Source organism: Candidatus Brachybacter algidus, assembly GCF_016707225.1.
Taxonomy (GTDB): domain Bacteria; phylum Bacteroidota; class Bacteroidia; order Chitinophagales; family Saprospiraceae; genus Parvibacillus; species Parvibacillus algidus.
In genome coordinates, this window is record NZ_JADJID010000005.1 from 36,767 (window position 1) to 59,862 (window position 23,096).

Sequence of the window (23,096 nt, forward strand, 5' to 3'; positions counted from 1 at the left end):
TGCAAGTTTTTACCTTCAAGTTAAGGATTTTCTTGCATATTTTGTGCACCTTTTTATGGCTTTATTTAATGTATTTTGCTGATATCCTGTTAATTATGCGATTAATACGGATCGACTAATTAGTTTGGATTTCATGAATTAAATGCTTAAACGCCTAACAAAATATATATTAACGCTGCGGACAAACTTAGAGAAACCACAAAGAAGTAATCTCCCACTAGAATTTTAAAATTTTCGAAAAAAATATAAGAAAAAATTTGCGAAACTGTTCAGTTGCACATATATTTGCAACCAGAAGGTTTCACATATAAAATTATAGACAAATGAGACGAGACATTTTTCAAGCAATTGCGGACCCGACAAGACGGGCTATAATAGCCTTAATAGCATTGCAGGCAATGACACCAAATGCAATTGCCGAAAACTTCAATATGACACGACAAGCCGTGTCCAAACATTTACGCATTTTGACAGAATGTGAACTTGTAAAGCAAGATCAACAAGGAAGAGAGATTCATTATAGTCTTGAAATCAACAAAATGAAAGAGATAGACAACTGGCTGGAACAATACAGAACAATTTGGGAAGACCGATTTAATCAATTAGACAATTTATTAGCAACAATTAAAAAAAATTAAAGATGAGCAGCAATTTATTATTCAACTTCACTGTTGACAAATCAACAAATACAGTCTTAATAAGCAAAGAATTTTCAGCGGAACTTTCACTTGTTTGGGACGCATTCACTCGACAAGAAATTCTTGATCAATGGTGGGCTCCTAAACCATTCGAATCAAAAACGAAAGTAATGGAATTCAAGGTTGGTGGACGTAGATTTTATGCAATGGTTAGTCCTGAAGGACAAGAGATGTGGCAACTTCAACAGTACACTGCCATCACTCCAAAAACCAATTTCAAATTTTTAAGTGTTTTTGCAGATAAAGATGAAAATCCTCATTTGCCAGGTTCTGATTGGGATTTAAATTTTAATGAAGTAAATGGAATAACGAAAGTTAGTATTTCTATTTACAATGAATCTCTCGAGAGAATGGAAAAAATGATAGAAATGGGCTTCAAAGAAGGTTTCACTATGACATTAAATGAATTGACAGATGTATTAATATCTTATCAAAATAAAAAATGATGAGGGCTGAAATGTAAGGCATTAAATATTTGTTCGTTTACTGTACTTTCGCTCAGGCTGACAATTCATTGAATGTCCATTCATCATGGATGCATAATTTTTAATTGTCATTGCAATTTAACCCCAATTAAACTAAAACAATCTTAAGGTTAAATTATGAACAACTTTAGAAAAACGATCACATTTCAAGAAACAGGAGAATGTATTTATGAAGCATTGACAAGCTCTATACCAAAATGGTGGACAGAAATGTTTTAAGGAATATGAAATGATGAAGGGCCAAGTTTCTTCACTGATAGTTTGACATCCTTTATAGAAGCAGGTATTGGCAAGCCATTTAAAATATAACCTCCAAAAAAATTGAGAGAAAATGAAGCATAAATTAGACGCAAATAAGGAAGAAAAAGAAATGAATGCAAATGCAACTCCATTTGTTCAAACCTATTTTCATGGAACTAAGGCAGATTTGAGACTTGGCGAATTTATTGTTCCAGGTTACAACTCAAACTTCGGACAAAGAAAAAATTCAAAGTATATATTTCTGGCAGCAACATTAGATCCTGCTATTTGGGGGGCTGAACTTGCGGTTGGGGAAGGGAGAGAAAGAATTTATTTAGTTGAACCAACAGGATTAATTGAAAACGACCCGGACTTGACAGATAAAAAATTTCCCGGAAATCCAACAATGTCATATCGTTCAACAGAACCATTTAGAGTCGTAGGAGAAGTAACAGTGTGGCAAGGACATACGGTTGAGCAAGTCCAGGGGATGAAAGACGCCTTGAAAAAGCTGAAAGAACAAGGAATTAACTCGTTAAATGACGAATAATAGGCAAGTAATTTTATTATGGAAAAGAGACCTAAAATAATAATAGTACAAACAACGTCTGACAAAATATTTGAGATCGTTGGGTGGTTCTTGCTTTTTTCAATTTGGTTTTTAACCGTTATAAACTATTCAAACTTACCAGAAACTATCCCGATTCATTATAATGGACAAGGAAAAGTCGACAGATTCGGGGGTAGAGCAACTATTTTCAGTTTGCCAATAATAGCAACAATTTTGTTTATTGGAATGACCATATTAAATAAGTTTCCTCAAGTATTTAATTATCCAACCAAAATAACTGAAGACAACGCATTTAATCAATATACTAATGCGACTCGACTAATTAGATATTTAAAGCTTATAGTAGTTTTGGTGTTAGGACTTATTACATTTAGGACAATACAAAACGCAAACGGAGATTCAGAAGGGCTTGGTATATGGTTTTTACCGCTAATAATAGGATTGATTTTCATTCCTTTGACTTACTTTATATTTAAATCACTAAAGGTAAAAGATTCATTAAATGAATAAGGATTTTTGACAAATGAATCAACAATAAAATTCAAAACTTCCTCTATTAAGAAATGTTTGATGCTTCAATAAAATTTAGTAATTTTATTGAAGTATTGAATTAAGAGTCTCCCACTTTTGATGGCAGCGAAACGTTAGATAAAATTTGAAACTTTAACAAATCAAAACAGCACATTTATGACACATATTAATACTGGAATAAATCAACCGGGTATCGTAGAACTTCTATTCTATAAAAATAGCACAGGTAATGCTTTGGCAAATCTGGCGCACGCACTATTGGTAGATAAGTCGCCTCTTACTTCAGGCGAAAGAGAATTGATAGGTGCTTATGTTTCTTATTTGAATGAATGTGAGTTTTGTCATTTGTCTCATTCTGCAGCTGCAAATGCACATTTGGGGGACGATGGAAAAACTATTAGCTGCATAATAGAGAACATTGACACCAGTGATGTTTCGGACAAAATGAAGCAGCTATTGAAAATTGCAGGTAAGGTTCAAAAAAGTGGAAAACTTGTAACCAAAGAAGATATTGACGTAGCAAAATTTAATGGGGCCTCAGATGAAGAAATTCATGATGCAGTTTTGATTGCTGCTGCATTTTGCATGTTTAACAGGTATGTTGATGGACTTGGAACTACTCCGGCATCAAAAGATGAATACGCTGATATGGGCCGAAGGATGTCAAAAGGTTACAAAATGCCACCTAATTTTTTAAAGAAATTTATATTGAAATTGATGAATAAAAAATCAACTTCCGGAGCAATCGAACATATGAAAAAAGGTTCATAAAATTGATATTATCTCTAAATATAGCTGTGCTAAAAGTTAAATGTTGGAGAAAATTAAATTAGTAATTTGAAAATGAAACGAGGGACATTTATATTATCTGCGCTTGCTCTTTTTCCATTGAGTATTTTTACCAAGCTCAAAAATCGCCTTTCAATAAGGACCAAAAAGGGATTTAAAGTAGATGCAGGTGAAGCAAGATTTGGAGAACACTACACAATGAAGGGTGTGACCCTAAATAACCTGGACATAAAGATTTCAGGTCTTGATACTGAAAATGATTTAGCAGTATTTGAACAAACAGGACTCACCCCCTTTGGAGGACCTCCTATGCATATTCACCCATTCCAGGATGAGTGGTTTTATATAATTGATGGAGACTATTTATTTCAGGTAGGTAAGGAAAGGTTTCAAATGAAATCGGGAGATACTATTTTTTTGCCTAGAAATGTACCGCACGCATTCTTGCAATTGACTGAAAGAGGCAAGATGATAGTTTCTTATCTTCCGGCCGGAAAAATGGAAGCTTTTTTTAAAGTCACCGACAAATGGACTGCTCCCCCAACGAAAGAAGAAATTGCAAAAGTTTTTGCTGACCATGATATGCAAGTTGTCGGACCACCACTAAAGATTGAGTAAGTAAAGTAAGTTGTTGTTTGTATAATAAATTAATTCATTAAAATAAATAAACTTACTCAAGTTTCGGTAGTCAAATTTTCTTTTTTGAAAGACAAATTTAAATTTAAATAAAATGTTAGATGTTAGAAGCTTGTCCGCCGAACAAGGAGGGGTAGATTTTAGATGGCTTTCCATCAATCACATGGATATTTTTTCTACTAAACTTATTAAAGAAAAAATATGAATCAATTGACTAAGCTCCCCGCCGTCACTTTGGCTACTCGGGCAAGCATCTAACATCTAACATCAGCCATCTACCTTTGTTTCTTAACTGCCGAAACTTGAGTAAACTTATTTGAGGTATTTTGCTAGATTCTTATTCTATACTTGTCAAATAGGATGAAATACAGCTATTGTTTAAAATTATTAGAATCATATTTTTTGTCATTGCGGGAAAGATTAGAAGCTCACACAGTATCAATTAAATAATATCGTCAGTCCCTACCTTAAAATTTCTTGTAAAGCAACCAAAGGAGTTTTGTACTTTTAACTTTAAAACGCAAAAGCTCATGCATATGAGACTGTGTGTTTAAAATTATTAAGCCTTTATAGAAATATTTAAACGATAAATATGAACATATTAAAATTATTGAGCTTTTTTATCATAATTTTTTGTGCCGACATGAGTATTTTTGCACAATCGGATAGCCTTGTATTAAAGGATTTGGTTTGGGACAATGATTATCCTGCAGGTACATCGGAATTATTCATCCCTTCAGCTAGTGTGCTATTGGCAGGTATGATTTATAAGCCTAACGGAAATGAAAAACACCCTACCTTAATTTTGTTGCATGGCTTTCCGGGGAATGAGAAAAATCTTGATCTTGCCCAAGTCGTTAGAGCACACGGATGGAATGTTATATATTTTAATTATCGAGGTGCATGGGGTAGCCAAGGGAAATTTAGTTTCAAAAATTGTGTTGAAGATGCAGTTAATGTAGTTACTTATTGCAATAAATATCAGGATTCTTTAAAAATCGACACTTCCAATATTGTTTTGTTTGGGCATAGCATGGGCGGATGGGTTTGCCTTAAATCTTTGGAACAATTACCTCAAATAAAAAAAGGTTTTGCATTGTCAACTTGGAATATATATGGAGATTTAAAAACCATTCCTGATGAAAAAAAATTAATAGAAGCAGCTAATAATCCAGATATTTTTTCAAATTATTTTGTTCTTAACTCGAACAATTTGGAAATATTCCTTCCTGCATTTATAGAACTTTCATATTACAAATTGGCAACTGATGCAAAGTCGTTAAGCAAAAAAGAAATAATCATGTTAGACGAACATACAGGAAATATTGAAGTCGCCGATTCATTTAAAGAAATGCATCTTCCATATTTTGACTATCAAATTTGGAAAACTGACCACGGGTTTACAAACAAGAGAGTTTCATTGATGAATAAACTTATTTCCTTTCTTGACCAATAAAACATTTTCCTTTATTCTAAATTGATTATAATTAAAGGAATAATTTTATATTATAAAAAATGCAAGATTTATCACATCCTTTGAATCAAATTCAATATGTCACAAACTTTAGCGATCTAGTATCTACATCATTTCATGGAGATATTAATGCCATTTGTTGGACTCGCAATCTTGTAGGTGATTTTGCTGAGATCATAGAAAAGGTTGAATTAAATGAAAATATTGCCGAACTGGCGGAAGAAGAACTTCGTGATCTTCATTTGAGTGAACATGGGCAACTTGCACGCGATATTTTATTAAACGATTTAAAATTATTAAAAGCTCATGGTGCCGCACCAATACTTAATCTCATCAGATGTTATGATAGGGATGATGCCAACCCAATTTTTCCGACTGATGTCTATTCTTTTCATGTAGATCGCTCTCCTGTGCCATCCGACACTTTTTTATGCACGTACTACGGTGAAGCGAGTGAAATAGTGCCAAATTCACAAGCCATCCAAAAAATACTTGTTCCGGAGATTCGTGATGAATTAAAAAAATTATATCATGATGCAGCAGAAGGTTTTGAGTCATTTTTAATTGATCACTTTTTTGATCTACATTATCAGATTAAGCCAGATGCACATCCTATCAATTTAGGTCTCGGCCATTTATGGAGATTGGCGGTTGATCACCCCGAAAGTCAAGTTCCTCCATGTCTTCACCGTGCACCAAAGGAAAAGGCTGGTGAAACACGTTTGTTGCTGATCTGTTGATTTCAATCAACTCAAGTACCCTTTAGTTAACTTTTTTATATCTATTTAAACCAAACAATTTGCCTTTAATAGAATGGTAACTATATACATGTATTATCCGTTACCTTTAAGTTTAGCGTAAAAGTATTAATGAAAAATCATGGAACAACATTTTAAAGATATTAGGGAAAATCAAAAAGCTTCCTGGAATAAATTTTCTCCAGGATGGAAAAAGTGGGATTTGGAGCTCCACGATCACATGAAACCAGCTGCTGACGGAATTGTTAATTTATTAAAACCTGCTGGTTCACAGCTTATTTTAGATATCGCAGCCGGAACTGGCGAACTTGGTTTTAGTATTGCTTCTATGCTTATAGAAGGGAAAGTAATAATTACTGACCTTTCAGATGAGATGCTCAATATTGCCAGAGAAAATGCTATAAGAAAAGAAATAAGTAATGTTGAATTTCGGGCATGTGATGTCTGCGAACTTCCTTTTGCTAATGACACTTTTGATGCAATTAGCTGTAGGATGGGATTTATGTTCTTTCCCGACATGCTATTAGCTGCTAAAGAAATACTTCGCGTATTAAAACCAGGAGGAAAATTTGCGACCACAGTTTGGAGTTCAGCCGAGAAGAATTTCTGGGCTACTGCCATTAGCGAAACAATTAGTAAGCATATGCAATTATCCGCTCCAGCTCCTGAATCTCCGGGAATATTTCGTTGTAGCAAAAGTGGTTTAATGACAAGTATATTTGCTCAGACAGGTTTTAAAAATATTATTGAAAACGAAATAACATGTCAATTAAAATGCGGAACGGCCGAAATATATTGGGAAATGATGAATGAAATAGCAGCTCCTATCGTTGCAGCCCTCAGCAAAGCTGATAATGCGATGAAAGAAAGAATCAAAAAAGATGTTTACAAAACGATAAATGAAAAATATCCGGATGGGAATGTGATATTGGATGGCAGTGCGCTACTAATTTATGGCGAAAAATAATTTATAATCAGTTTGCACAGTTAAAAGGTCCTAAGCCTAATCACAGGTTTATTTAATATTGTTTTTTTTAACTAGTAACTTAATATTATACGAAACGCAAATATAAATAAGACCAAAAGTTTGCCGTATAATACCGAATAGATGAATATAAGTAATTTTAACTTTTAGCTGTTATTGAAATTAAATAGTGATGTATAAATTATTAATTTTTATTGCTTTTATTATACAATCCCATTCAACATATTGCCAAGATATAGTTGAATTCGGCAATAACAAAAGTCTGGGTAAATATTACAATGTTAGGGGTGTAAATTTCTATACCGAACAATATGGAAGCGGTAAACCATTATTGTTGATTCATGGTAATGGTGGAAGTATCAATTCTATGGCAGGTATTATCCCCTATTTTTCACAACAGTATAAAGTGATTGCAGTAGATAGTCGGGCTCAAGGTAAAACGACTGACATTTCAGATTCTTTAAGTTTTGAAATGATGGCTGACGATGAGGCGGCATTACTGGACCAGATGCACATAGATTCTGCTTATGTAATTGGATGGAGTGATGGCGGAATAATTGCTTTGTTGCTTGCGATGAGACATCCTTCGAAAGTTATAAAGTTTGCTTCGACAGGAGCAAATATTTGGCCAGATTCTACTGCAATTCTACCTTCACTTTGGAAAGAGGAAAAAAAGTATTATGATGACAACCAATCAAAAATATGGACGACTGCAAAAGAAAAAAATGATTGGAAATTATTTATGTTGGACTGGGATCAACCCAATGTTCTTTTATCTGCCTTACACAATATTTATTGCCCTTCACTGATTATTAGCGGAGATCATGATCTTATAAATCTCGAACATACGATTAAAATATATCAAAATATCATCAATGCTTATTTATGGATATTGCCTAATTCAGGACATGGCACGCTCATAGAGCATAGGGATGAATTTTGTAGAAAGGTGAATGAGTTCTTTCTAAAACCTTTCAATAGATATTAAAAGCTCAAGTTTCGGCAGTTAAGAAACAAAGGTAGATGGCTGATGTTAGATGGAGCTTAGTCAATTGATTCATATTTTTTCTTTAATAAGTTTAGTAGAAAAAATATCCATGTGATTGATGGATCCCGCAGTTGCGGGACTAAAATCTACCCCGCCTTCGCTATAGCTTTGTCGGACAAGCTTCTAACATCTAACATTTTATTTAAATTTAAATTTGTCTTTCAAAAAAGAAAATTTGACTAACGAAACTTGAGTTAATAGTTATTACCTTTCTTGATTCAGAATGTCTATCACCCTATTTAAAATTATTTTTACCATAGGGGAACATAATTGGTCATTATAGCATTGTATATGTTAGTGAATGTTCACTAACTTTATAAAATTATTGAAATGAATGGTAAAAATAACATCGCAATTGGCTTTCTGACAATGGGCTTCTTTATGGCTTACGGCTTTTTACTAATTTACTTAAGGGATTTTGCGCCAGGCAAGGAAGAATGGATAAATTCATATTCTATAGGCAAGCATTTTGAGACACGGCTAGCACACGTGCATGGAAATTTATTTGCTTTTCTTAATATTCTAATAGGTTATCTACTTATACATTTCAGAGACAAACTCGACCATGTAAAAGCAATTTCCTGGTCAGCGCTTACCGGACTTCTTATGCCAATAGGTATTTTGACAGAAGTGTATTTCGGTTTGCCTCCTGCTTTGGTTTTAATTGGAGCAATATCAATGACGGTTTCCGTGGTATGGTTGGGATTTGCTTTTTTCAGAATTAAATCTTTAAATTAATATTTTATATACATGAGCACAGAAATTTCTATAAGACAACTCGAGATTATTGAAGCAGCAGGTAAAATACTTACCACATCAGGTGTAGGAGGTTTAACAACTAAAAATCTGGCTAAGGAGATGCAATTTTCAGAAAGTGCTCTTTATAGGCATTATCCCAATAAGGAAGAAATAGTTATTTCCATGCTGGAATATCTAGCTACAAATATGGATGAGCGCTTTTCAAAGGGTTTATCCATTATTCAGACGCCAGAAGAAAAATTTGTTTCACTGTTTCGAAATCAGTTTTCATTTTTTAAAAAGAATCCTCACTTTGTAGTTGCAGCATTTTCTGATGGATTGATGGAAGAAAGCCAACGGATCAATGATACAATATTGAAAATAATGGGTACAAAGATTAAATATTTAAGCCCTATTATTCTGGATGGACAGAAAATGAATGTATTTACAAAATCAATCCTTCCAGATGAAATAGTTCATATCGTGATAGGGGCTTTCCGACTTCAAATGTACAAATGGAGAATTGCTAATTTTCAATTTGATATAATTAAAGCCGGAGAAAAAATGATTCAATCTATTTTAACACTCATAAAATCTAATAAATTTGAATAAGAAATATTTAGTAGGTATTTTACTTTTAATTACATTAACAAGCTTTAATACCTTTGGACAATCAGCACCAATTAAAATTGCGTTAGAGCCACTTACTATTTCAGGATTAAATGGACTTCAATCCTTTGCGGTTGGGCAGCACAGTGGTCGTTGGCTTATCATCGGAGGAAGATTGGATGGGCTTCACCAAAGACAACCTTTTGCTGCTTTTGGCGCGGATGGAATTAATGATCAACTAATAGTAATAGACCCTGTTACCCAACAAAAATGGGTGGCACCTCTTTCTTCATTGCCAACTTCAATCCAAGAACAATTAAGTTCTACTAATATGGAGTTTCATCAAGAAGGAGATTTTCTATACTGCCTAGGAGGATATGGGTATAGCCCAACAAAGGGAGATCATACTACATACAGCAATTTAACAGCAATAAAGGTTTCGGCTGTAATCGATGCCATTATTAGTAATAATAGTTTTTTGCCTTATTTTAGACAAATTACTGATACAAAGTTTCAAGTAACAGGCGGTCGATTAAAGAAAATAAATAGTGAATATTATTTGATGGGCGGGCAAAAATTTATCGGCCGTTACAACCCAATGGGGCCAAATCATGGTCCGGGATTTGTGCAGGAATATACTAATTCTATTAGAAAATTTTCTATTCTCGATAATGGTTCATCAATTACTATAAAGCATATAACATCATATGCAGATAGTATAAATCTTCATAGAAGAGATTATAATGCAGAACCGCAAATTTTGCCTAATGGTGAGGAAGGTATAACTATGTTTTCAGGCGTTTTTCAACCAATAGTTGACCTGCCTTATTTAAATTCTGTGACGATAGATAGCCAAGGTTACACAATAGATAATAGTTTTCAACAATATTACAACCATTATCACTGTGCTGTTTTGCCTATGTACTCTGCTTCAAATAATGAAATGCACAATATTTTTTTTGGAGGAATTGCTCAATATTATGATGATTTAGGAGTATTAGTTCAAGACAATAATGTACCTTTTGTAAAAACCATTGCGAGAGTCACCAGAGATGCAAGTGGGACATTAGCCGAATATAAATTGCCGGTTGAAATGCCTATTTTATTAGGTGCTGGTGCTGAATTTATTTTGAATAGAAATATTCCACATTACGACAATGAAGTTTTAAAGTTGGATGATATTGCTACTGATAGCACCTTGGTAGGATATATCTATGGTGGAATAAGCAGTACAGAAAGAAATATCTTTTTCTCCAACACTGGTACACAAACTATTGCAAATAGTCAAATTTTCAAGGTCTATGTAATTAAAAATAGGACAACTGATATAGATAAACTCAATGAGCAAAGTATTGGAGCTTTACATATGCAGGTATTCCCAAATCCTAATGATGGAAATTTTACTATAAATTTTCACCTAAGTAAAATGTCTGAAATAAAAATCATTATTCAAGATGTCAAAGGGAAGTTTATTGAGAATGCCACTATAAAAAATTTAAAATTAGGTAAAAATACCTATTCAAAAAAATTGGAAGGATTGGTTAATGGTGGTGTTTATTTTGTCACCCTAAATACTGGTACTGAAAAAGTGACCCAAAAAATAATAGTAGAAAATTAAAGAGATGAAAAGATACATTCCTTTCATATTAGCAATTATTCTGGCAGCATTTGGCTTGCTTACATTGTTTCTAAGTACCTCCGTGATATTTGATCTATTTGAAATAAGAGCCAAAGAAGGTAATTATGTTTTATTTGTGGTCTGGTCAAATTTCATCAGCAGTATTATCTACATTTTTGCTGCATATGGCTTTATTAAAAGGCAGAAATGGACTCCAGCTATATTAAGTGTTTCAATAATTATTCTAATAGTAGCATTTATCGGTTTATTAATTCACATATACTTAGGTGGTATTTATGAAACTAGAACTATCGGTGCAATGATCTTCAGAATAATTGTAACACTAATATTTACAATTCTTGCATATCTAACAATTAAAAAAGAAAAATAATGAACATAAGGACAATTTTCCTGATACCAATCAGCCTAATTATTTTCGGTTGCAGCAATGTCGCTAATGAGCATTCGACAAATGAATCACAAATTATTGTTACTGCAGAGCACCATCATAATGAAGAATCAATTGGGCTAAATAATGGTAACAAGTGGAAAGTAGATACGAATATGATGACACATATTCGAAACATGGAAATGGATATCAATACTCTTGAAGTAAAAAACACTAAGGAGTATGCTGAACTTGCCATAAAATTTGAGCACAATATTGAATTACTTACATCAAACTGCACCATGGAGGGTCAGGCACACGATGAATTGCACAAGTGGTTGTTGCCATATATAGATTTATCAAGTGAGTTTTCTGAATGTAAAACATTAGATAAATATGCTGAAATATTTCAAAAAATAAAATCTTCTTTTATAACATTTAATACTTATTTTGAATGAATAGAATATTGATAATTTCGATTTTAGTAATAGGGGGAATTATAGCCTTGGATAGTTGCACAGAAAATAAGGTCGGATCGACACAATCGAAAATTGATGCCTTCAAGGTTGAAGAGACTGCAACATCAAGTGGTGAAAACTACAAAGAAGTTGGTAAACAGCTAGCCATACAAACTAAATCATCACTGGCTAACTATTTAATTTCTTCCATTAGTGAAAAAGGTTCAGAAGGAGCGGTTGAATTCTGCAACATAAAAGCTATCCCAATTACCGATAGCATGTCAGTTGTACTGGGAGCTAAAATAAAAAGAGTTAGTGATCTGCCAAGAAACCCTGCAAACAAAGCAAATGAAGCAGAATTGGCCTACATCAAGAAATGGAAAGAATCAAACGGAAGCGGCGAACAAAAGCAACCGATTGTCTCAGAGATTAATGGAAAGATGGTAGGATATTATCCGATTGTTACTAACCAAATGTGTTTGCAATGTCATGGTAAAGCCTACAAAGATATAAATGATGCGACCCTAAACAAAATCAATAAATTATATCCAAATGATCAAGCCACTGGATATTTGGAAAACGAACTGCGAGGAATTTTCGTAGTTGAAATGAATAAAAATTAAGATATGAAATATTACAATTCAAAAATAGTTGCAGGAACTACAATAGTTGCTTTACGAACAAAGGTGGAAGAAGAATTGAAGAAACAAGGGTTCGGAGTTCTTACTGAAATTGATTTACAAGCAATCATGAAGAAGAAACTGGATAAAGAGTATTTACCTCATATTATCCTGGGAGCTTGTAATCCTGAATATGCAGACAAAGTGTTAAGTATTGAACCTACTATTAGCACGATGCTGCCTTGCAATGTAACCTTACGCGAATTATCAAATGGTGATATAGAGATCGCAATGATTGCTCCATCAGTGGCAATGGGTGCAGTTGGAAATGCAGCTCTGGAAACAGCAGCGAATGAAGTACAAGAAAAACTAATAACTGTTCTTAACAATATTTAAAGCAATTATAAAATAATAATAATGAACATAAAACAATTACACACAGAGGACAAACCTGTTTCAGCAATTACGATCTTTAAAAGTGATATGGGACAGGCAGCATCAATGCGGATTCTCAGAGGAGAGCTGTTGCAAGAGCATGTCTCCAAAATTCCTGCACTTTTAGTATGTATTGAAGGAGAAGCGGTCTTTGAAAACGAGACAGGTTTAAAAGAAACATTGAAGTCAGGTGATTATGTAAATATAGAGCCAATGGTAAAACATTGGGTGAAAGGAATCAAAGAAAGTCAACTATTACTTATTAAATAACTTTCAAAACATAAGAGATAACATTATGAAATGCCGATTCAACAGATCACTCGACATTCACCTGTCTCATTGAATTGTAATTAATAAATTAAACACAAATTAAAAATCAAATTATTATGAAAAAAATAAAACATTTTAACCAACTGCTTTTATTAGTGGGGATGCTATCTACTTTTGTTTTAGGGTGTAACAAAACTGATGATCCGGTAGACGATGTTCAAGGTGCTGGTACAATGAAAGATATCGATGGGAATACTTACAAAACCGTTAAAATTGGTTCTCAGGTTTGGATGGCAGAAAACCTAAAAACTACCAAATACAATAATGGTGATGAAATAATAAAAGTTACTAGTGATGAATGGGGTTGTAATAACGAAAGCTTACAAGGAGCTTATTGCAATTATGACGATCTTGAGAGCTACGTAGCCGCCTACGGGCGACTTTATAACTGGTATGCGGTAAACACCGGAATTCTCGCCCCTGAGGGCTGGCACGTTCCTACAGAAGATGATTGGGAACAATTATCTGACTATTTAGGTGGTGAAAGTGTTGCAGGAGGAAAGTTAAAAGAGAGCGGAATTAAACATTGGTCAAGCCCTAACTCCGGTGCTACAAATGAAACAGGCTTTACAGCGCTTCCAGGTGGAGGACGCAATTATTGTTATGGTTTTGCCGATGTCGTTGGAATATACGGCCATTGGTGGAGTTCTACAGAGAGAGATGAGTCTGATGCTTTTGGTTCTGCATATGGCCGCAGTCTTAGGTATGAGAGTAGCAGCCTGGAAAGACATTACACTAAAGGAGGGAGCGATTACTACTTCAAAGGGCACTGGTTTTCTGTTCGTTTAATTAAGGATTGATTTGGCTCATTTGATTTTTTGAGGATGGCTTAAAATCTAAGTTCATAATATATTAAAATAGTATTGTTTTTTGGGTAGATTTGTTTAGGTTTTATCTAAATATATCTACCCAATAGAACATTACTCAAGTTTCCGCAGTTAAGAAACAAAGGTAGATTGCTGATGTTATACGAATTGGAATTATATAATTGGTCTTGTTTATATTTGCTTTTCGTATTAGATGTTAGATGCTTGCCCGACTAGCCAAAGTGACGGCGGGGAGGTTAGTCAATTGATCCATATTTTTTCTTTAAAAGGTTTAATAGAAAAAATATCCATGTGATTGATGGATCCTGCACGTGAGTGACTAAAATCTACCCCGCCTTCGCTATAGCTTTGTCGGACAAGCTTCTAATACCTAACATTTTATTAAAATTTAAAAAAATCTTCAAAAAGAAAAATTTTACTACCGAAACTTAAGTACCATTATAATAATTGTTCATATCAATTGACTCTTCATGTAACCGACATTAATGGGAAGATAAATTTTTCAATTTATTGATTGTGGCATTAACTATTATAATTATATGACGGAAAATAACTTAAAATTTAATAAGGTTGCAGAAATTACACTGCTTTTTTGGCTTATGAAAATTGTCGCCACAACCCTTGGTGAAACTTTAGGGGACTATTTGTCAATGACATTAAACCTTGGTTATCTGACTGGAATTATAATTACCTTGATTTTCTTTTTAATAGTACTTTTTATTCAACTTAAAGTAAAAAAATATATACCCGTATTCTTTTGGGCAGTCATCATTGCAACCACTACTCTTGGCACAGAAATATCTGATTTCATGGATAGAAGCTTGCATTTGGGTTATACTATGGGAAGTTTGGTTTTATTATCAGGCTTGGTTTTGACATTGTTTCTTTGGTACAAAAAATTCCAATCGTTGAGCGTCTACCCGATTACCGATATGAACAAAGAAATTTACTATTGGATTGCAATACTATTTTCAAATAGCTTGGGCACAGCATTTGGAGATTATTTGAGTGATGTAATCGGATTAACTTATTTAAATGGAGCTTTAATCACAGCTGGAATTATCTTAATAGTTATACTATTGCACTATCTGACAAAAATAAATCAGATATTTCTCTTTTGGGTTGCATTTGTCTTTACGAGACCTTTTGGAGCAACATTTGGAGATTTTCTAACTAAACCAATAGCGAAAGGTGGTTTAGATTTAGGAACTTTGAATGCTTCGGTAATTTCGATATCATTAATGATTCTGCTAATATTATTTTCCCATAAAACTTTGAAAAACGCGACCTAAGTAACTCAAATGAGGACATACAATAATTTTTGACTCAGAAAATAACTTATGGGTGGAAGAAATAAAATGAAAAAAATTTATTCGGATAAAACAATTGCCCTATTATTCTTGATATTGACAAGTATTTTTTTGTCGGTATTTATGATAAATCAAACCTTCTTTGATTGGGTTTTCGATAGACATCATAATCAATGGAGCTGGTATATTAGACCAATCTTTTTAATCCCGTTTTGTTTTTTTGCCTACAAAAGGAATTGGACAGGAATTTCAATAACCATTTTTTGCCTTTTTACTAGTATGTTTTGGTTTAGCAGACCAGAGGTTGTAAGTGAAAATGTTAAGACTTTCCTTCAATTTGAAAAAGACTGGCTTTATGGCTACTGGGATTATAAAAAAATATTGTTGATTCTTACTGTCCCTCTTTCATTCTTTGGATTAGGACTTGCCTTTTGGAAAAGAAGTTTGGCAGCGGGGCTCGGGGTTGTCACTTTGATGGCGACTGGCAAAATAGTTTGGAGCTTACAAAATGCTGGTGAATCTGGGAAGTCGATCATCGTTCCTGCTATTGTTGGGTTAATAATTTGTAGTGGATTAATTTTTATTGGATTTAAGATGGCTGAAAGAAAGAATGAGAAATACTAGGGTTGCTTACGTTATTCGTAACAAAAATAAATGATTTTGTTACTTTTGGAATAAATTGTAAATTATACCAAATGTATCGATCAATGATAAATATTAACCATCACTTTAAAATCAATCTTTATAACCTTAAATCTTTTTTATTTATTTGCTTTATCTCTTTCAGCATTTATGGAGAAGCGCAGGTAAACTGGACGAATGATGGAGACTCTTATTTTAAGTTGGAAAAAAATCAATTACTTACTTATACACTGCCCGATAAAGTAGTAAAAACGGTTATTTCTAAAGAGCAGCTAACTCCAATTGGAAAATCAAAACCATTAGAAGTTGCACATTTTTCATTTTCATTAGACCAACAAAAGGTGCTTTTGTTTACCAATACTAAAAGAGTATGGAGATTAAATACAAAAGGAGATTATTGGGTTTTTAATTTTAAGACGAATAGTTTAACGCAACTTGGAAAAGGGTTGCCTCCTTCTTCTCTGATGTTTGCAAAATTTTCTCCTGATGGGAATACTTTAGCCTATGTTTCTGATAACAATTTATACAGTGAAGATTATGAAAGTGGCAAAATTCAACCCTTAACTTCCAACGGAACGGTTGCCATAATAAACGGAACTTTTGACTGGGCCTACGAGGAAGAATTTGCTTGCAGAGATGGTTTTCGCTGGAGTCCCGATAGTAAATCTATTGCTTATTGGCAGATCGATGCAAGTGCTATCAAGAAGTTTTATATGATTAACAATACAGATTCAATTTATTCACAATTGGTCCCATTGGAATATCCTAAAGTTGGCGAAACACCTTCAGCTTGCAAAGTAGGTGTAGTAGATATATCGGATATTAAAACTACTTGGATGAATATTCCCGGAGATGCTTCACAGCATTATCTAGTAAGAATGGAATTTATTCCCGGCACTAATAATTTATTAATTCAACAATTAAACAGGAAGCAAAATAATAGCAAATTATTTCTTGTAAATGCTATAAATGGAAGTGCAAAAGTGATTCAAGAGGAATCGGATGAGGCATGGGTTGATTTATTTCAAACAGGCAATCCTTATAAAATTGATTACACCAATAATTTTAATTTTATGAATGAATCTAAGTGTATTCTTTGGGCATCAGAGAAAGACGGTTGGAGACACTTATACCAAGTTTCTTTAGAAGGTAAGCCGGAAGTGCTTATTACAAAAGGTGACTACGATGTTATCGATTTAAAATACATCAATCAGAAGGAAGGGTATGTTTATTATCTAGCTTCACCAGCTAATGCTACTCAAAAATATTTATATAGAACTAAATTAAACGGAAAAGGAAAGAGTGAATTATTGAGTCCGGAAAGCCTAATGGGAAGCCACGATTATTCATTTTCTTCGAACGGCACTTATGCCGAACATACATTTTCAAATTATTTTACGCCGTCAACTAAAGAGTTTATTACAGTTGCCAACCAAAAATCTTTAACTGAAGGTGAAAGCATCGTTAATAACTTAAAAAACCTAGAGAAAAAGTCAAATACAGAATTTTTCACCATAACAACTACTGACAATATACAAATGGACGGATGGATGGTAAAACCTTCAAATTTTGATCCAAAGAAGAAATATCCTGTGGTATTTTATGTATATTCTGAACCGGCAGGTACTACGGTAACAGACACTTATGGGGCGGATCAAAATGGTTTGTATATGGGTGACATGGCTGAAGATGGATACATATACATTTCTTTAGATAACCGAGGTACACCTGCTCCAAAAGGTCGTGAATGGAGAAAGTCTATATATAGAAAAATTGGCGTTATTAATATTAACGATCAAGCTATGGCAGCAAAAGAAATTTTGAAATGGGATTTTATAGATCCTGAAAGAGTGGCTGTATGGGGATGGAGTGGAGGAGGTTCTGCTACATTAAACTTGATGTTTCAACATCCGGAAATTTATAAAACAGGAATTGCAATTGCGGCTGTTGCAAATCAATTGACTTATGATAATATATACCAGGAGCGTTATATGGGTCTGCCACAGGAAAATAAAGAAGATTTTATCGCTGGTTCCCCTATTACTTATGCAAAGAATTTAACAGGTAATTTATTGTACATTCACGGTACCGGAGATGATAATGTCCATTATCAAAACGCTGATATGTTATTAAATGAGTTGATTAAATACAATAAACAATTTCAATTTATGCCTTATCCAAATAGATCTCACGGAATCTATGAAGGTGCTGGCACTAGTTTGCATCTGGCAACATTATATACAAATTATTTAAAGATGCATTGTCCTCCGGGAGGAAGGTAGTATGTAAGAGTGGACTTGGAAAATTAGTTATTGAATAGAAGGACTTTAGCTGCGCTCTATTCCTTAACTGTTTGTATTCTCTATTTCAATTATTCTTATTTGAAATTAATTTTGTTAATCATTTATAAAACAAACAATAATCTGAAATTGAAATGAGAAAAATAATTGCAGGAATCAATATGACAATTGATGGTTTTTGTGATCATACAGGGATGTTACCTGATGCAGAAATACACGAACACTTCGCTGATATGTTAAGAAACGCAGACATAATTCTTTATGGCAGAATAACCTATCAACTCATGGAATATTGGCGAGATTTAGTACAAAATCCATCTGGCGAAAAATCAATGGACGACTTTGCAGTTGCAATGGATAACATACCAAAAATTGTTTTTTCAAATACTTTGAATAAATTAGATTGGCACAGCGCAGATTTGACAAATAAAACCATTGAGCATCTAGTTTCTGAGCTCAAGTCACAATCTGGAAAAGACATTTTAGTTGGCAGCCGAAGTTTAATTATTCAATTAATCAAATTAAATTTAATTGATGAATTGCAACTTTGTGTACATCCTGTAATAGCTGGAGGCGGGTTGCCATTGTTTGAGAATTTAAATGATCGGTCTACTTTTAAACTTCTTGGAACAAAAACATTTAGTAGTGGTGCCGTAAATCTATGCTATGAACCAAAAAATAATAGCTAACTTATAAAAAGTATTACCTTCATTGTTTATGAAAGTAGAAGAACAAATTCAAGAATATATTGACCTCCAAACTGAGCAGAAGCGCATTGGGATTCAAATGCTGCACTCTTACATCCAGCAAATATTACCAAGTTGCAAATTATGGTTTCTGGACGGCAAAAACAATGAAAATAAAATTGTTTCTAATCCTAATATCGGATATGGTTCTTATAATATTAAATATGCTGATGGCAAAACCAAAGAATTTTATCAAATTGGTATCAGCGCAAACACGACTGGAATTTCTGTTTATATCCTTGGCATTAATGATAAGAAATACTTAGTCAATACTTATGCAGAGAAAATTGGCAAGGCTAGTGTGAGCAGTTATTGCATTAAGTTCAAAAGCCTAAAAGATATAGATGTTAATTTGCTCCAGGAGGCGATTAGATTCGGGCTTGAGAATAAACATACAGAACCCGATTGACATGGGAAGATGCGGTGCAATATATTAGTTAAGTTCTATTAACTCTGTTTTTTTTAAAAAATAAGTTAGATACATGAAAATATATTCTCTTTTATGCGGACTTTTCTTTGCCCTTGATTATCACCATCAAAATGCAACCAATACCCTGAAGAAAACTGTATAATTCGGAATTGAAATTCGTAATAATCCATCTTGAAGTTTCTGTTTGGCTAATTGACTTTCATACCTAATACCATTTTCTAAATGTTGCGCTATTCAAGTTCAAAAAATAAATAACGGCAAGGTATAGTAAGGTTCTCCTTTTTAAGGCAAAATATTGGTAATTTAAATAATTCAGTTTCGCATTAGAAGGTCTAATAATTCAGTTTAATGCCCGTTAACTCATTAGAAGCTACCGTATCCTTATTATTTTTACTAAAAAATCTATAATAATATACCTTTGCATTCTTAATTGAATAACGCCACTTAACAATGTCTAATAAATAAAATAAACCAATAAAATGCTTACAAAGATTAATATTAAATTATTTTTACTATCAGTAATTAGCTTTTGCTTTTTAAATATGACTTTATCACAGACAAATAAATCTGTTACTGATTTTTTGGGTGTACCTGGCCCCTTATTGTTTAACACCAAATCATATATTTTAAATTGGAGTGCTCACCCCAATGCGAATTATTATAAACAGGAATATCTTGTAAAATCAGATCGTACTGACAAGTATAACACTATGCTTTTATTAGATGTGATCACCGGAAAGCAAGACTTGAAGGATATTGTAAATAACAAGATTGCTGAAATAAAAAAGATGAAAGAAACCAATCCTATAATAAATTATGAAATTATCCATAATCCCAAAACTGATGAGTATATACTTGATTTCTTATTAACGGCAAATGCAGCAGATGGCAGTATTAGTATTCTTGAAAGAAATGTATACAGGTACAAGTCTTTTATAGATAAGGCGGGAAATAAATCAGCAATGCTCTTTGGAGTCAGCGTCAGGGCATATGGTGCTTCCGCTGCAAATCAATTTCTTATTTCTCTTAAAAGTAATAGAAAAGACCTAATAAATAAAGTGTCGCAATATAAGATACCAAGTATAAAAATTACCAAGTAGAAAGGGAGTTATGTTTATGCGTTAGATTTTCATTAATATATAAAGGCATGTCAAATTAATTCTCCAAACTAAGTGTTAGTCAATTGGACAAAATCTCAAAAGCGAGCAAACTTTATTATGAACTTTACAAAGATAAATAGCACTTACGGTAGGATCAGAAGTAAAAGGTGGTTAAATACCATTGTCATTCTTTCACGTTATTTAATTGCGTTTGCTTTTATTCCTTCAGGACTTAAAAAAATCATGGGTTTAAGATTTACACAAATCGGAATAGATAATCCAATAGGTTTCTTTTTTGAAGGTCTTTTTCAATCAGGCATTTATTGGAATTTTATTGGTTGGGCTCAAGTAGTTGCAGCTTTTTTATTAATGACACAGCGCTTTGCAACTCTTGGAACTCTATTCTTCTTCTTCATCATTTCTAATATATGGGTTATTACCATATCACTTCATTTTACAGGTACTTGGATAATTACTTCACTCCTGTTATTTGCTATTATAATGATGTTATTGTGGGATTTTAATAAACTTAAATTCATTTTTTATTTTGACAATTATTCTGTTGAAGTAAAAGATTTAAATTATCCAACATACAATCGCATTTGGATCATCTCAGGTTTTATATTATTTGTATTGAGTGTAATCGGATCATTATTATTGGAAAGGCAAGAGTATGGTACGCCAATATTCTTCTATATATGGTTTGCGAGTATTATTTTAACAGTTGTGTTGGCAATTTATCTTAATAGAAAGGGAATGAAAACAACTATATTTTAAATTTTCATAATTCAAGTTTGAGAAACTTAGAAATAGATACCGACTGTCATTTCGAACAGCGGGAGGAAACACAAACTTCTCAAAAGCCCCAAAATAAATAGAAGGATTGATTTTACAATTTTGCCCTGATGGAGTAGTCCAGTAAATTAGGTTGTCTTTTTTTCGAAATTTTGTACTTTTAATATTGACCCAATTTGAGTTTAAATTATGATATTCTTTGCTCAGAGGATTATTCTAGGGAATATGAATGTGCCCAATTTGGGCAATAATTGCGCATATACATCTATTTTCAGGGCAGAACGTTTACATTATAGTATGTTCATATTGAATCAATGTATGAGTTTATTAAATTGAAAAATCAAAAAAGTAATTTATGAATCAAAAAATTATTATTGTAGCAGGTGGTACCGGTAATCTAGGAGGTAGAATAGTAAAGGCTTTACTTAATAGAGGGGCTGAAGTCAGGGTCTTAGTTCGTCCAAGCAGCAACCAAAAAAAAATAAGTTATTTGGAGCAACTAGGTGCGAAAGTAATGGTTGTGGATATGTCTAATGAACAAGATATTTCTTCGGCATGTGTAGGTGCAAATTGTGTAATCTCTGCTTTGGCAGGCTTGCGAGATGTGGTTATTGATGCACAAAAAATTTTATTGAACGGAGCAGTTTTAGCAGGTGTTCCTAGATTTATTCCTTCAGATTATTCATTGGACTTTACAAAATTTAATGATGGAGAAAACCGTAACTTAGATTTAAGAAGAGAGTTTCATAAATATCTGGACTCCGTCGCCATCTCCTCAACAACAATTTTTTGTGGCGCATTCATGGATATGCTCACAAATGAAATCCCTATGATAATCTCCAAAAGGAAATTAGTACTTTATTGGGGCAATGCGGATCATAAAATGGGATTTACTACTTTAGACGATACAGCAATGTTTACTGCTAATGTGGCTCTTGACGAAAATACATCACGTTATTTAAATATTGCAGGTGATCAAATTAGCCCAAGAGAAATCACAGATGTGATGAGTAGTTTATCAGGCCAAAAATTTCGCATGATCAGGACTGGAGGTCTTGGATTGCTGAGTTTAATTATAAGAATTACTAAAATTATGTCACCCGGGAAAACTGATCTTTATCCTGCCTGGCAGGGAATGCAATACATGAGAAACATGATGGATAAAAGAGCTAATATAAAATCCATTGACAACAATATGTATCCAGACATGAATTGGACAAAAGTTAAGGATTTACTTTCCAATCATTATCTTAATTCAAATTAAAATTAGATTTGGATTTAGTAATTGAGTAATCTTTATTAAAGTGAAAGTTGGCGAAATATTTCTAAAATAATCAGAATTTAACAAATAAAGTCACTTGCCGAATATCATGGAATAGTTGAGATCGGGTATAATTAAAAGTATAGCAATTAATTCCGATTAGTTTATTACTGAACATTTTGATTAAAGCTTTCAAGCACTCAGATGTTACGGTATGTCGGTATTCGAAATCTCTCCTCACCAAATTGATATAAATCACTTTCTATTCTACTCT

At 33.2% G+C, this 23,096-nt stretch carries 27 protein-coding genes; all 27 read left to right on the top strand.

Annotation, left to right across the window (positions count from 1 at the left end; genetic code table 11):
* The first annotated feature begins 323 nt into the window (after positions 1–323).
* The gene (locus IPI15_RS14700) at positions 324–638 is read left to right on the top strand and encodes an ArsR/SmtB family transcription factor (protein ID WP_287405297.1); all 315 of its coding nucleotides are present in this window, start codon (positions 324–326) and stop codon (positions 636–638) included.
* A 2-nt stretch (positions 639–640) separates the two neighbouring features.
* Positions 641–1,144, top strand: a complete 504-nt coding sequence (locus IPI15_RS14705) for an SRPBCC family protein (protein WP_287405298.1) — start codon at positions 641–643, stop codon at positions 1,142–1,144.
* Between the two features lie 409 nt (positions 1,145–1,553).
* A complete protein-coding gene (arr, locus tag IPI15_RS14710; RefSeq protein WP_287421286.1) occupies positions 1,554–1,973 on the top strand; it encodes an NAD(+)--rifampin ADP-ribosyltransferase in 420 nt (139 codons plus the stop codon).
* Positions 1,974–1,991: 18 nt separating this feature from the next.
* A complete protein-coding gene (locus IPI15_RS14715; protein WP_287405299.1) occupies positions 1,992–2,504 on the top strand; it encodes a DUF1648 domain-containing protein in 513 nt (170 codons plus the stop codon).
* 177 nt (positions 2,505–2,681) lie between these two features.
* Entirely contained in the window at positions 2,682–3,296 is a 615-nt protein-coding gene (locus tag IPI15_RS14720; RefSeq protein ID WP_287405300.1) for a carboxymuconolactone decarboxylase family protein, read from the top strand.
* A 72-nt stretch (positions 3,297–3,368) separates the two neighbouring features.
* Positions 3,369–3,932, top strand: a complete 564-nt coding sequence (locus tag IPI15_RS14725) for a cupin domain-containing protein (RefSeq protein WP_287405301.1) — start codon at positions 3,369–3,371, stop codon at positions 3,930–3,932.
* Between the two features lie 610 nt (positions 3,933–4,542).
* On the top strand, positions 4,543–5,406 hold the full coding sequence (locus tag IPI15_RS14730) for an alpha/beta hydrolase family protein (protein ID WP_287405302.1): 864 nt from the start codon (positions 4,543–4,545) through the stop codon (positions 5,404–5,406).
* A 59-nt stretch (positions 5,407–5,465) separates the two neighbouring features.
* On the top strand, positions 5,466–6,164 hold the full coding sequence (locus IPI15_RS14735; protein ID WP_287420964.1) for a DUF1826 domain-containing protein: 699 nt from the start codon (positions 5,466–5,468) through the stop codon (positions 6,162–6,164).
* A 139-nt stretch (positions 6,165–6,303) separates the two neighbouring features.
* On the top strand, positions 6,304–7,149 hold the full coding sequence (locus IPI15_RS14740; RefSeq protein ID WP_287420966.1) for a class I SAM-dependent methyltransferase: 846 nt from the start codon (positions 6,304–6,306) through the stop codon (positions 7,147–7,149).
* Between the two features lie 190 nt (positions 7,150–7,339).
* On the top strand, positions 7,340–8,155 hold the full coding sequence (locus IPI15_RS14745) for an alpha/beta fold hydrolase (protein ID WP_287420968.1): 816 nt from the start codon (positions 7,340–7,342) through the stop codon (positions 8,153–8,155).
* A gap of 390 nt (positions 8,156–8,545) precedes the next feature.
* The gene (locus IPI15_RS14750; RefSeq protein ID WP_287420970.1) at positions 8,546–8,953 is read left to right on the top strand and encodes a hypothetical protein; all 408 of its coding nucleotides are present in this window, start codon (positions 8,546–8,548) and stop codon (positions 8,951–8,953) included.
* Between the two features lie 12 nt (positions 8,954–8,965).
* Positions 8,966–9,565: a TetR/AcrR family transcriptional regulator gene (locus IPI15_RS14755; RefSeq protein ID WP_287420971.1), complete on the top strand. Its 600-nt coding sequence runs from the start codon at positions 8,966–8,968 to the stop codon at positions 9,563–9,565.
* Positions 9,558–11,180 (top strand): T9SS type A sorting domain-containing protein, encoded by a 1,623-nt coding sequence (locus IPI15_RS14760; protein ID WP_287420972.1) that lies wholly within the window; start codon positions 9,558–9,560, stop codon positions 11,178–11,180. Before IPI15_RS14755 ends, IPI15_RS14760 begins: the two co-directional genes overlap by 8 nt.
* Before the next feature lie 4 nt (positions 11,181–11,184).
* Positions 11,185–11,571 carry a hypothetical protein gene (locus IPI15_RS14765; protein WP_287420974.1) on the top strand — a complete coding sequence of 129 codons (387 nt, stop codon included), beginning with the start codon at positions 11,185–11,187 and terminating at the stop codon, positions 11,569–11,571.
* Positions 11,571–12,026: a hypothetical protein gene (locus IPI15_RS14770; RefSeq protein WP_287405310.1), complete on the top strand. Its 456-nt coding sequence runs from the start codon at positions 11,571–11,573 to the stop codon at positions 12,024–12,026. Before IPI15_RS14765 ends, IPI15_RS14770 begins: the two co-directional genes overlap by 1 nt.
* Positions 12,023–12,649, top strand: a complete 627-nt coding sequence (locus IPI15_RS14775) for a Tll0287-like domain-containing protein (RefSeq protein ID WP_287405311.1) — start codon at positions 12,023–12,025, stop codon at positions 12,647–12,649. Before IPI15_RS14770 ends, IPI15_RS14775 begins: the two co-directional genes overlap by 4 nt.
* 3 nt (positions 12,650–12,652) lie before the next feature.
* Complete coding sequence (locus tag IPI15_RS14780; RefSeq protein WP_287405312.1) at positions 12,653–13,042, top strand: DUF302 domain-containing protein; 390 nt, start codon at positions 12,653–12,655, stop codon at positions 13,040–13,042.
* Between the two features lie 21 nt (positions 13,043–13,063).
* Positions 13,064–13,351, top strand: a complete 288-nt coding sequence (locus IPI15_RS14785; RefSeq protein WP_287405313.1) for a cupin domain-containing protein — start codon at positions 13,064–13,066, stop codon at positions 13,349–13,351.
* Positions 13,352–13,512: 161 nt separating this feature from the next.
* Complete coding sequence (locus IPI15_RS14790; protein ID WP_287405314.1) at positions 13,513–14,211, top strand: fibrobacter succinogenes major paralogous domain-containing protein; 699 nt, start codon at positions 13,513–13,515, stop codon at positions 14,209–14,211.
* Between the two features lie 566 nt (positions 14,212–14,777).
* Positions 14,778–15,530 carry a COG4705 family protein gene (locus tag IPI15_RS14795; RefSeq protein ID WP_287405315.1) on the top strand — a complete coding sequence of 251 codons (753 nt, stop codon included), beginning with the start codon at positions 14,778–14,780 and terminating at the stop codon, positions 15,528–15,530.
* Positions 15,531–15,827: 297 nt separating this feature from the next.
* Positions 15,828–16,172, top strand: coding sequence for a hypothetical protein (locus tag IPI15_RS14800; protein ID WP_287420976.1), 345 nt, complete (start codon positions 15,828–15,830; stop codon positions 16,170–16,172).
* 83 nt (positions 16,173–16,255) lie between these two features.
* The gene (locus IPI15_RS14805; RefSeq protein ID WP_287420977.1) at positions 16,256–18,472 is read left to right on the top strand and encodes a S9 family peptidase; all 2,217 of its coding nucleotides are present in this window, start codon (positions 16,256–16,258) and stop codon (positions 18,470–18,472) included.
* 152 nt (positions 18,473–18,624) lie between these two features.
* Positions 18,625–19,179, top strand: coding sequence for a dihydrofolate reductase family protein (locus IPI15_RS14810; RefSeq protein ID WP_287405318.1), 555 nt, complete (start codon positions 18,625–18,627; stop codon positions 19,177–19,179).
* Positions 19,180–19,207: 28 nt separating this feature from the next.
* Positions 19,208–19,645: a DUF1801 domain-containing protein gene (locus IPI15_RS14815; RefSeq protein ID WP_287405319.1), complete on the top strand. Its 438-nt coding sequence runs from the start codon at positions 19,208–19,210 to the stop codon at positions 19,643–19,645.
* A gap of 563 nt (positions 19,646–20,208) precedes the next feature.
* A complete protein-coding gene (locus IPI15_RS14820) occupies positions 20,209–20,766 on the top strand; it encodes an HI_0983 family protein (protein WP_287420979.1) in 558 nt (185 codons plus the stop codon).
* A 117-nt stretch (positions 20,767–20,883) separates the two neighbouring features.
* Complete coding sequence (locus tag IPI15_RS14825) at positions 20,884–21,543, top strand: hypothetical protein (RefSeq protein WP_287405321.1); 660 nt, start codon at positions 20,884–20,886, stop codon at positions 21,541–21,543.
* A gap of 373 nt (positions 21,544–21,916) precedes the next feature.
* Positions 21,917–22,825 (top strand): NmrA family NAD(P)-binding protein, encoded by a 909-nt coding sequence (locus IPI15_RS14830; RefSeq protein ID WP_287405322.1) that lies wholly within the window; start codon positions 21,917–21,919, stop codon positions 22,823–22,825.
* Positions 22,826–23,096: the final 271 nt, after the last annotated feature.

Excerpts from the sequence above, each read along its gene's own strand:
- IPI15_RS14730 (WP_287405302.1), top strand. The coding sequence starts at position 4,543 with ATGAACATATTAAAATTATTGAGCTTTTTTATCATAATTTTTTGTGCC.
- IPI15_RS14745 (WP_287420968.1), top strand. The coding sequence starts at position 7,340 with ATGTATAAATTATTAATTTTTATTGCTTTTATTATACAATCCCATTCA.
- IPI15_RS14705 (WP_287405298.1), top strand. The coding sequence starts at position 641 with ATGAGCAGCAATTTATTATTCAACTTCACTGTTGACAAATCAACAAAT.
- IPI15_RS14780 (WP_287405312.1), top strand. The coding sequence starts at position 12,653 with ATGAAATATTACAATTCAAAAATAGTTGCAGGAACTACAATAGTTGCT.
- IPI15_RS14805 (WP_287420977.1), top strand. The coding sequence starts at position 16,256 with ATGATAAATATTAACCATCACTTTAAAATCAATCTTTATAACCTTAAA.
- IPI15_RS14755 (WP_287420971.1), top strand. The coding sequence starts at position 8,966 with ATGAGCACAGAAATTTCTATAAGACAACTCGAGATTATTGAAGCAGCA.
- IPI15_RS14820 (WP_287420979.1), top strand. The coding sequence starts at position 20,209 with ATGACTTTATCACAGACAAATAAATCTGTTACTGATTTTTTGGGTGTA.
- IPI15_RS14700 (WP_287405297.1), top strand. The coding sequence starts at position 324 with ATGAGACGAGACATTTTTCAAGCAATTGCGGACCCGACAAGACGGGCT.
- IPI15_RS14735 (WP_287420964.1), top strand. The coding sequence starts at position 5,466 with ATGCAAGATTTATCACATCCTTTGAATCAAATTCAATATGTCACAAAC.
- IPI15_RS14715 (WP_287405299.1), top strand. The coding sequence starts at position 1,992 with ATGGAAAAGAGACCTAAAATAATAATAGTACAAACAACGTCTGACAAA.
- IPI15_RS14825 (WP_287405321.1), top strand. The coding sequence starts at position 20,884 with ATGAACTTTACAAAGATAAATAGCACTTACGGTAGGATCAGAAGTAAA.
- IPI15_RS14810 (WP_287405318.1), top strand. The coding sequence starts at position 18,625 with ATGAGAAAAATAATTGCAGGAATCAATATGACAATTGATGGTTTTTGT.
- IPI15_RS14770 (WP_287405310.1), top strand. The coding sequence starts at position 11,571 with ATGAACATAAGGACAATTTTCCTGATACCAATCAGCCTAATTATTTTC.
- IPI15_RS14815 (WP_287405319.1), top strand. The coding sequence starts at position 19,208 with ATGAAAGTAGAAGAACAAATTCAAGAATATATTGACCTCCAAACTGAG.
- IPI15_RS14795 (WP_287405315.1), top strand. The coding sequence starts at position 14,778 with ATGACGGAAAATAACTTAAAATTTAATAAGGTTGCAGAAATTACACTG.
- IPI15_RS14720 (WP_287405300.1), top strand. The coding sequence starts at position 2,682 with ATGACACATATTAATACTGGAATAAATCAACCGGGTATCGTAGAACTT.
- IPI15_RS14725 (WP_287405301.1), top strand. The coding sequence starts at position 3,369 with ATGAAACGAGGGACATTTATATTATCTGCGCTTGCTCTTTTTCCATTG.
- IPI15_RS14830 (WP_287405322.1), top strand. The coding sequence starts at position 21,917 with ATGAATCAAAAAATTATTATTGTAGCAGGTGGTACCGGTAATCTAGGA.
- IPI15_RS14750 (WP_287420970.1), top strand. The coding sequence starts at position 8,546 with ATGAATGGTAAAAATAACATCGCAATTGGCTTTCTGACAATGGGCTTC.
- arr (WP_287421286.1), top strand. The coding sequence starts at position 1,554 with ATGAATGCAAATGCAACTCCATTTGTTCAAACCTATTTTCATGGAACT.
- IPI15_RS14740 (WP_287420966.1), top strand. The coding sequence starts at position 6,304 with ATGGAACAACATTTTAAAGATATTAGGGAAAATCAAAAAGCTTCCTGG.
- IPI15_RS14800 (WP_287420976.1), top strand. The coding sequence starts at position 15,828 with ATGTTTTGGTTTAGCAGACCAGAGGTTGTAAGTGAAAATGTTAAGACT.
- IPI15_RS14765 (WP_287420974.1), top strand. The coding sequence starts at position 11,185 with ATGAAAAGATACATTCCTTTCATATTAGCAATTATTCTGGCAGCATTT.
- IPI15_RS14790 (WP_287405314.1), top strand. The coding sequence starts at position 13,513 with ATGCTATCTACTTTTGTTTTAGGGTGTAACAAAACTGATGATCCGGTA.
- IPI15_RS14775 (WP_287405311.1), top strand. The coding sequence starts at position 12,023 with ATGAATAGAATATTGATAATTTCGATTTTAGTAATAGGGGGAATTATA.
- IPI15_RS14785 (WP_287405313.1), top strand. The coding sequence starts at position 13,064 with ATGAACATAAAACAATTACACACAGAGGACAAACCTGTTTCAGCAATT.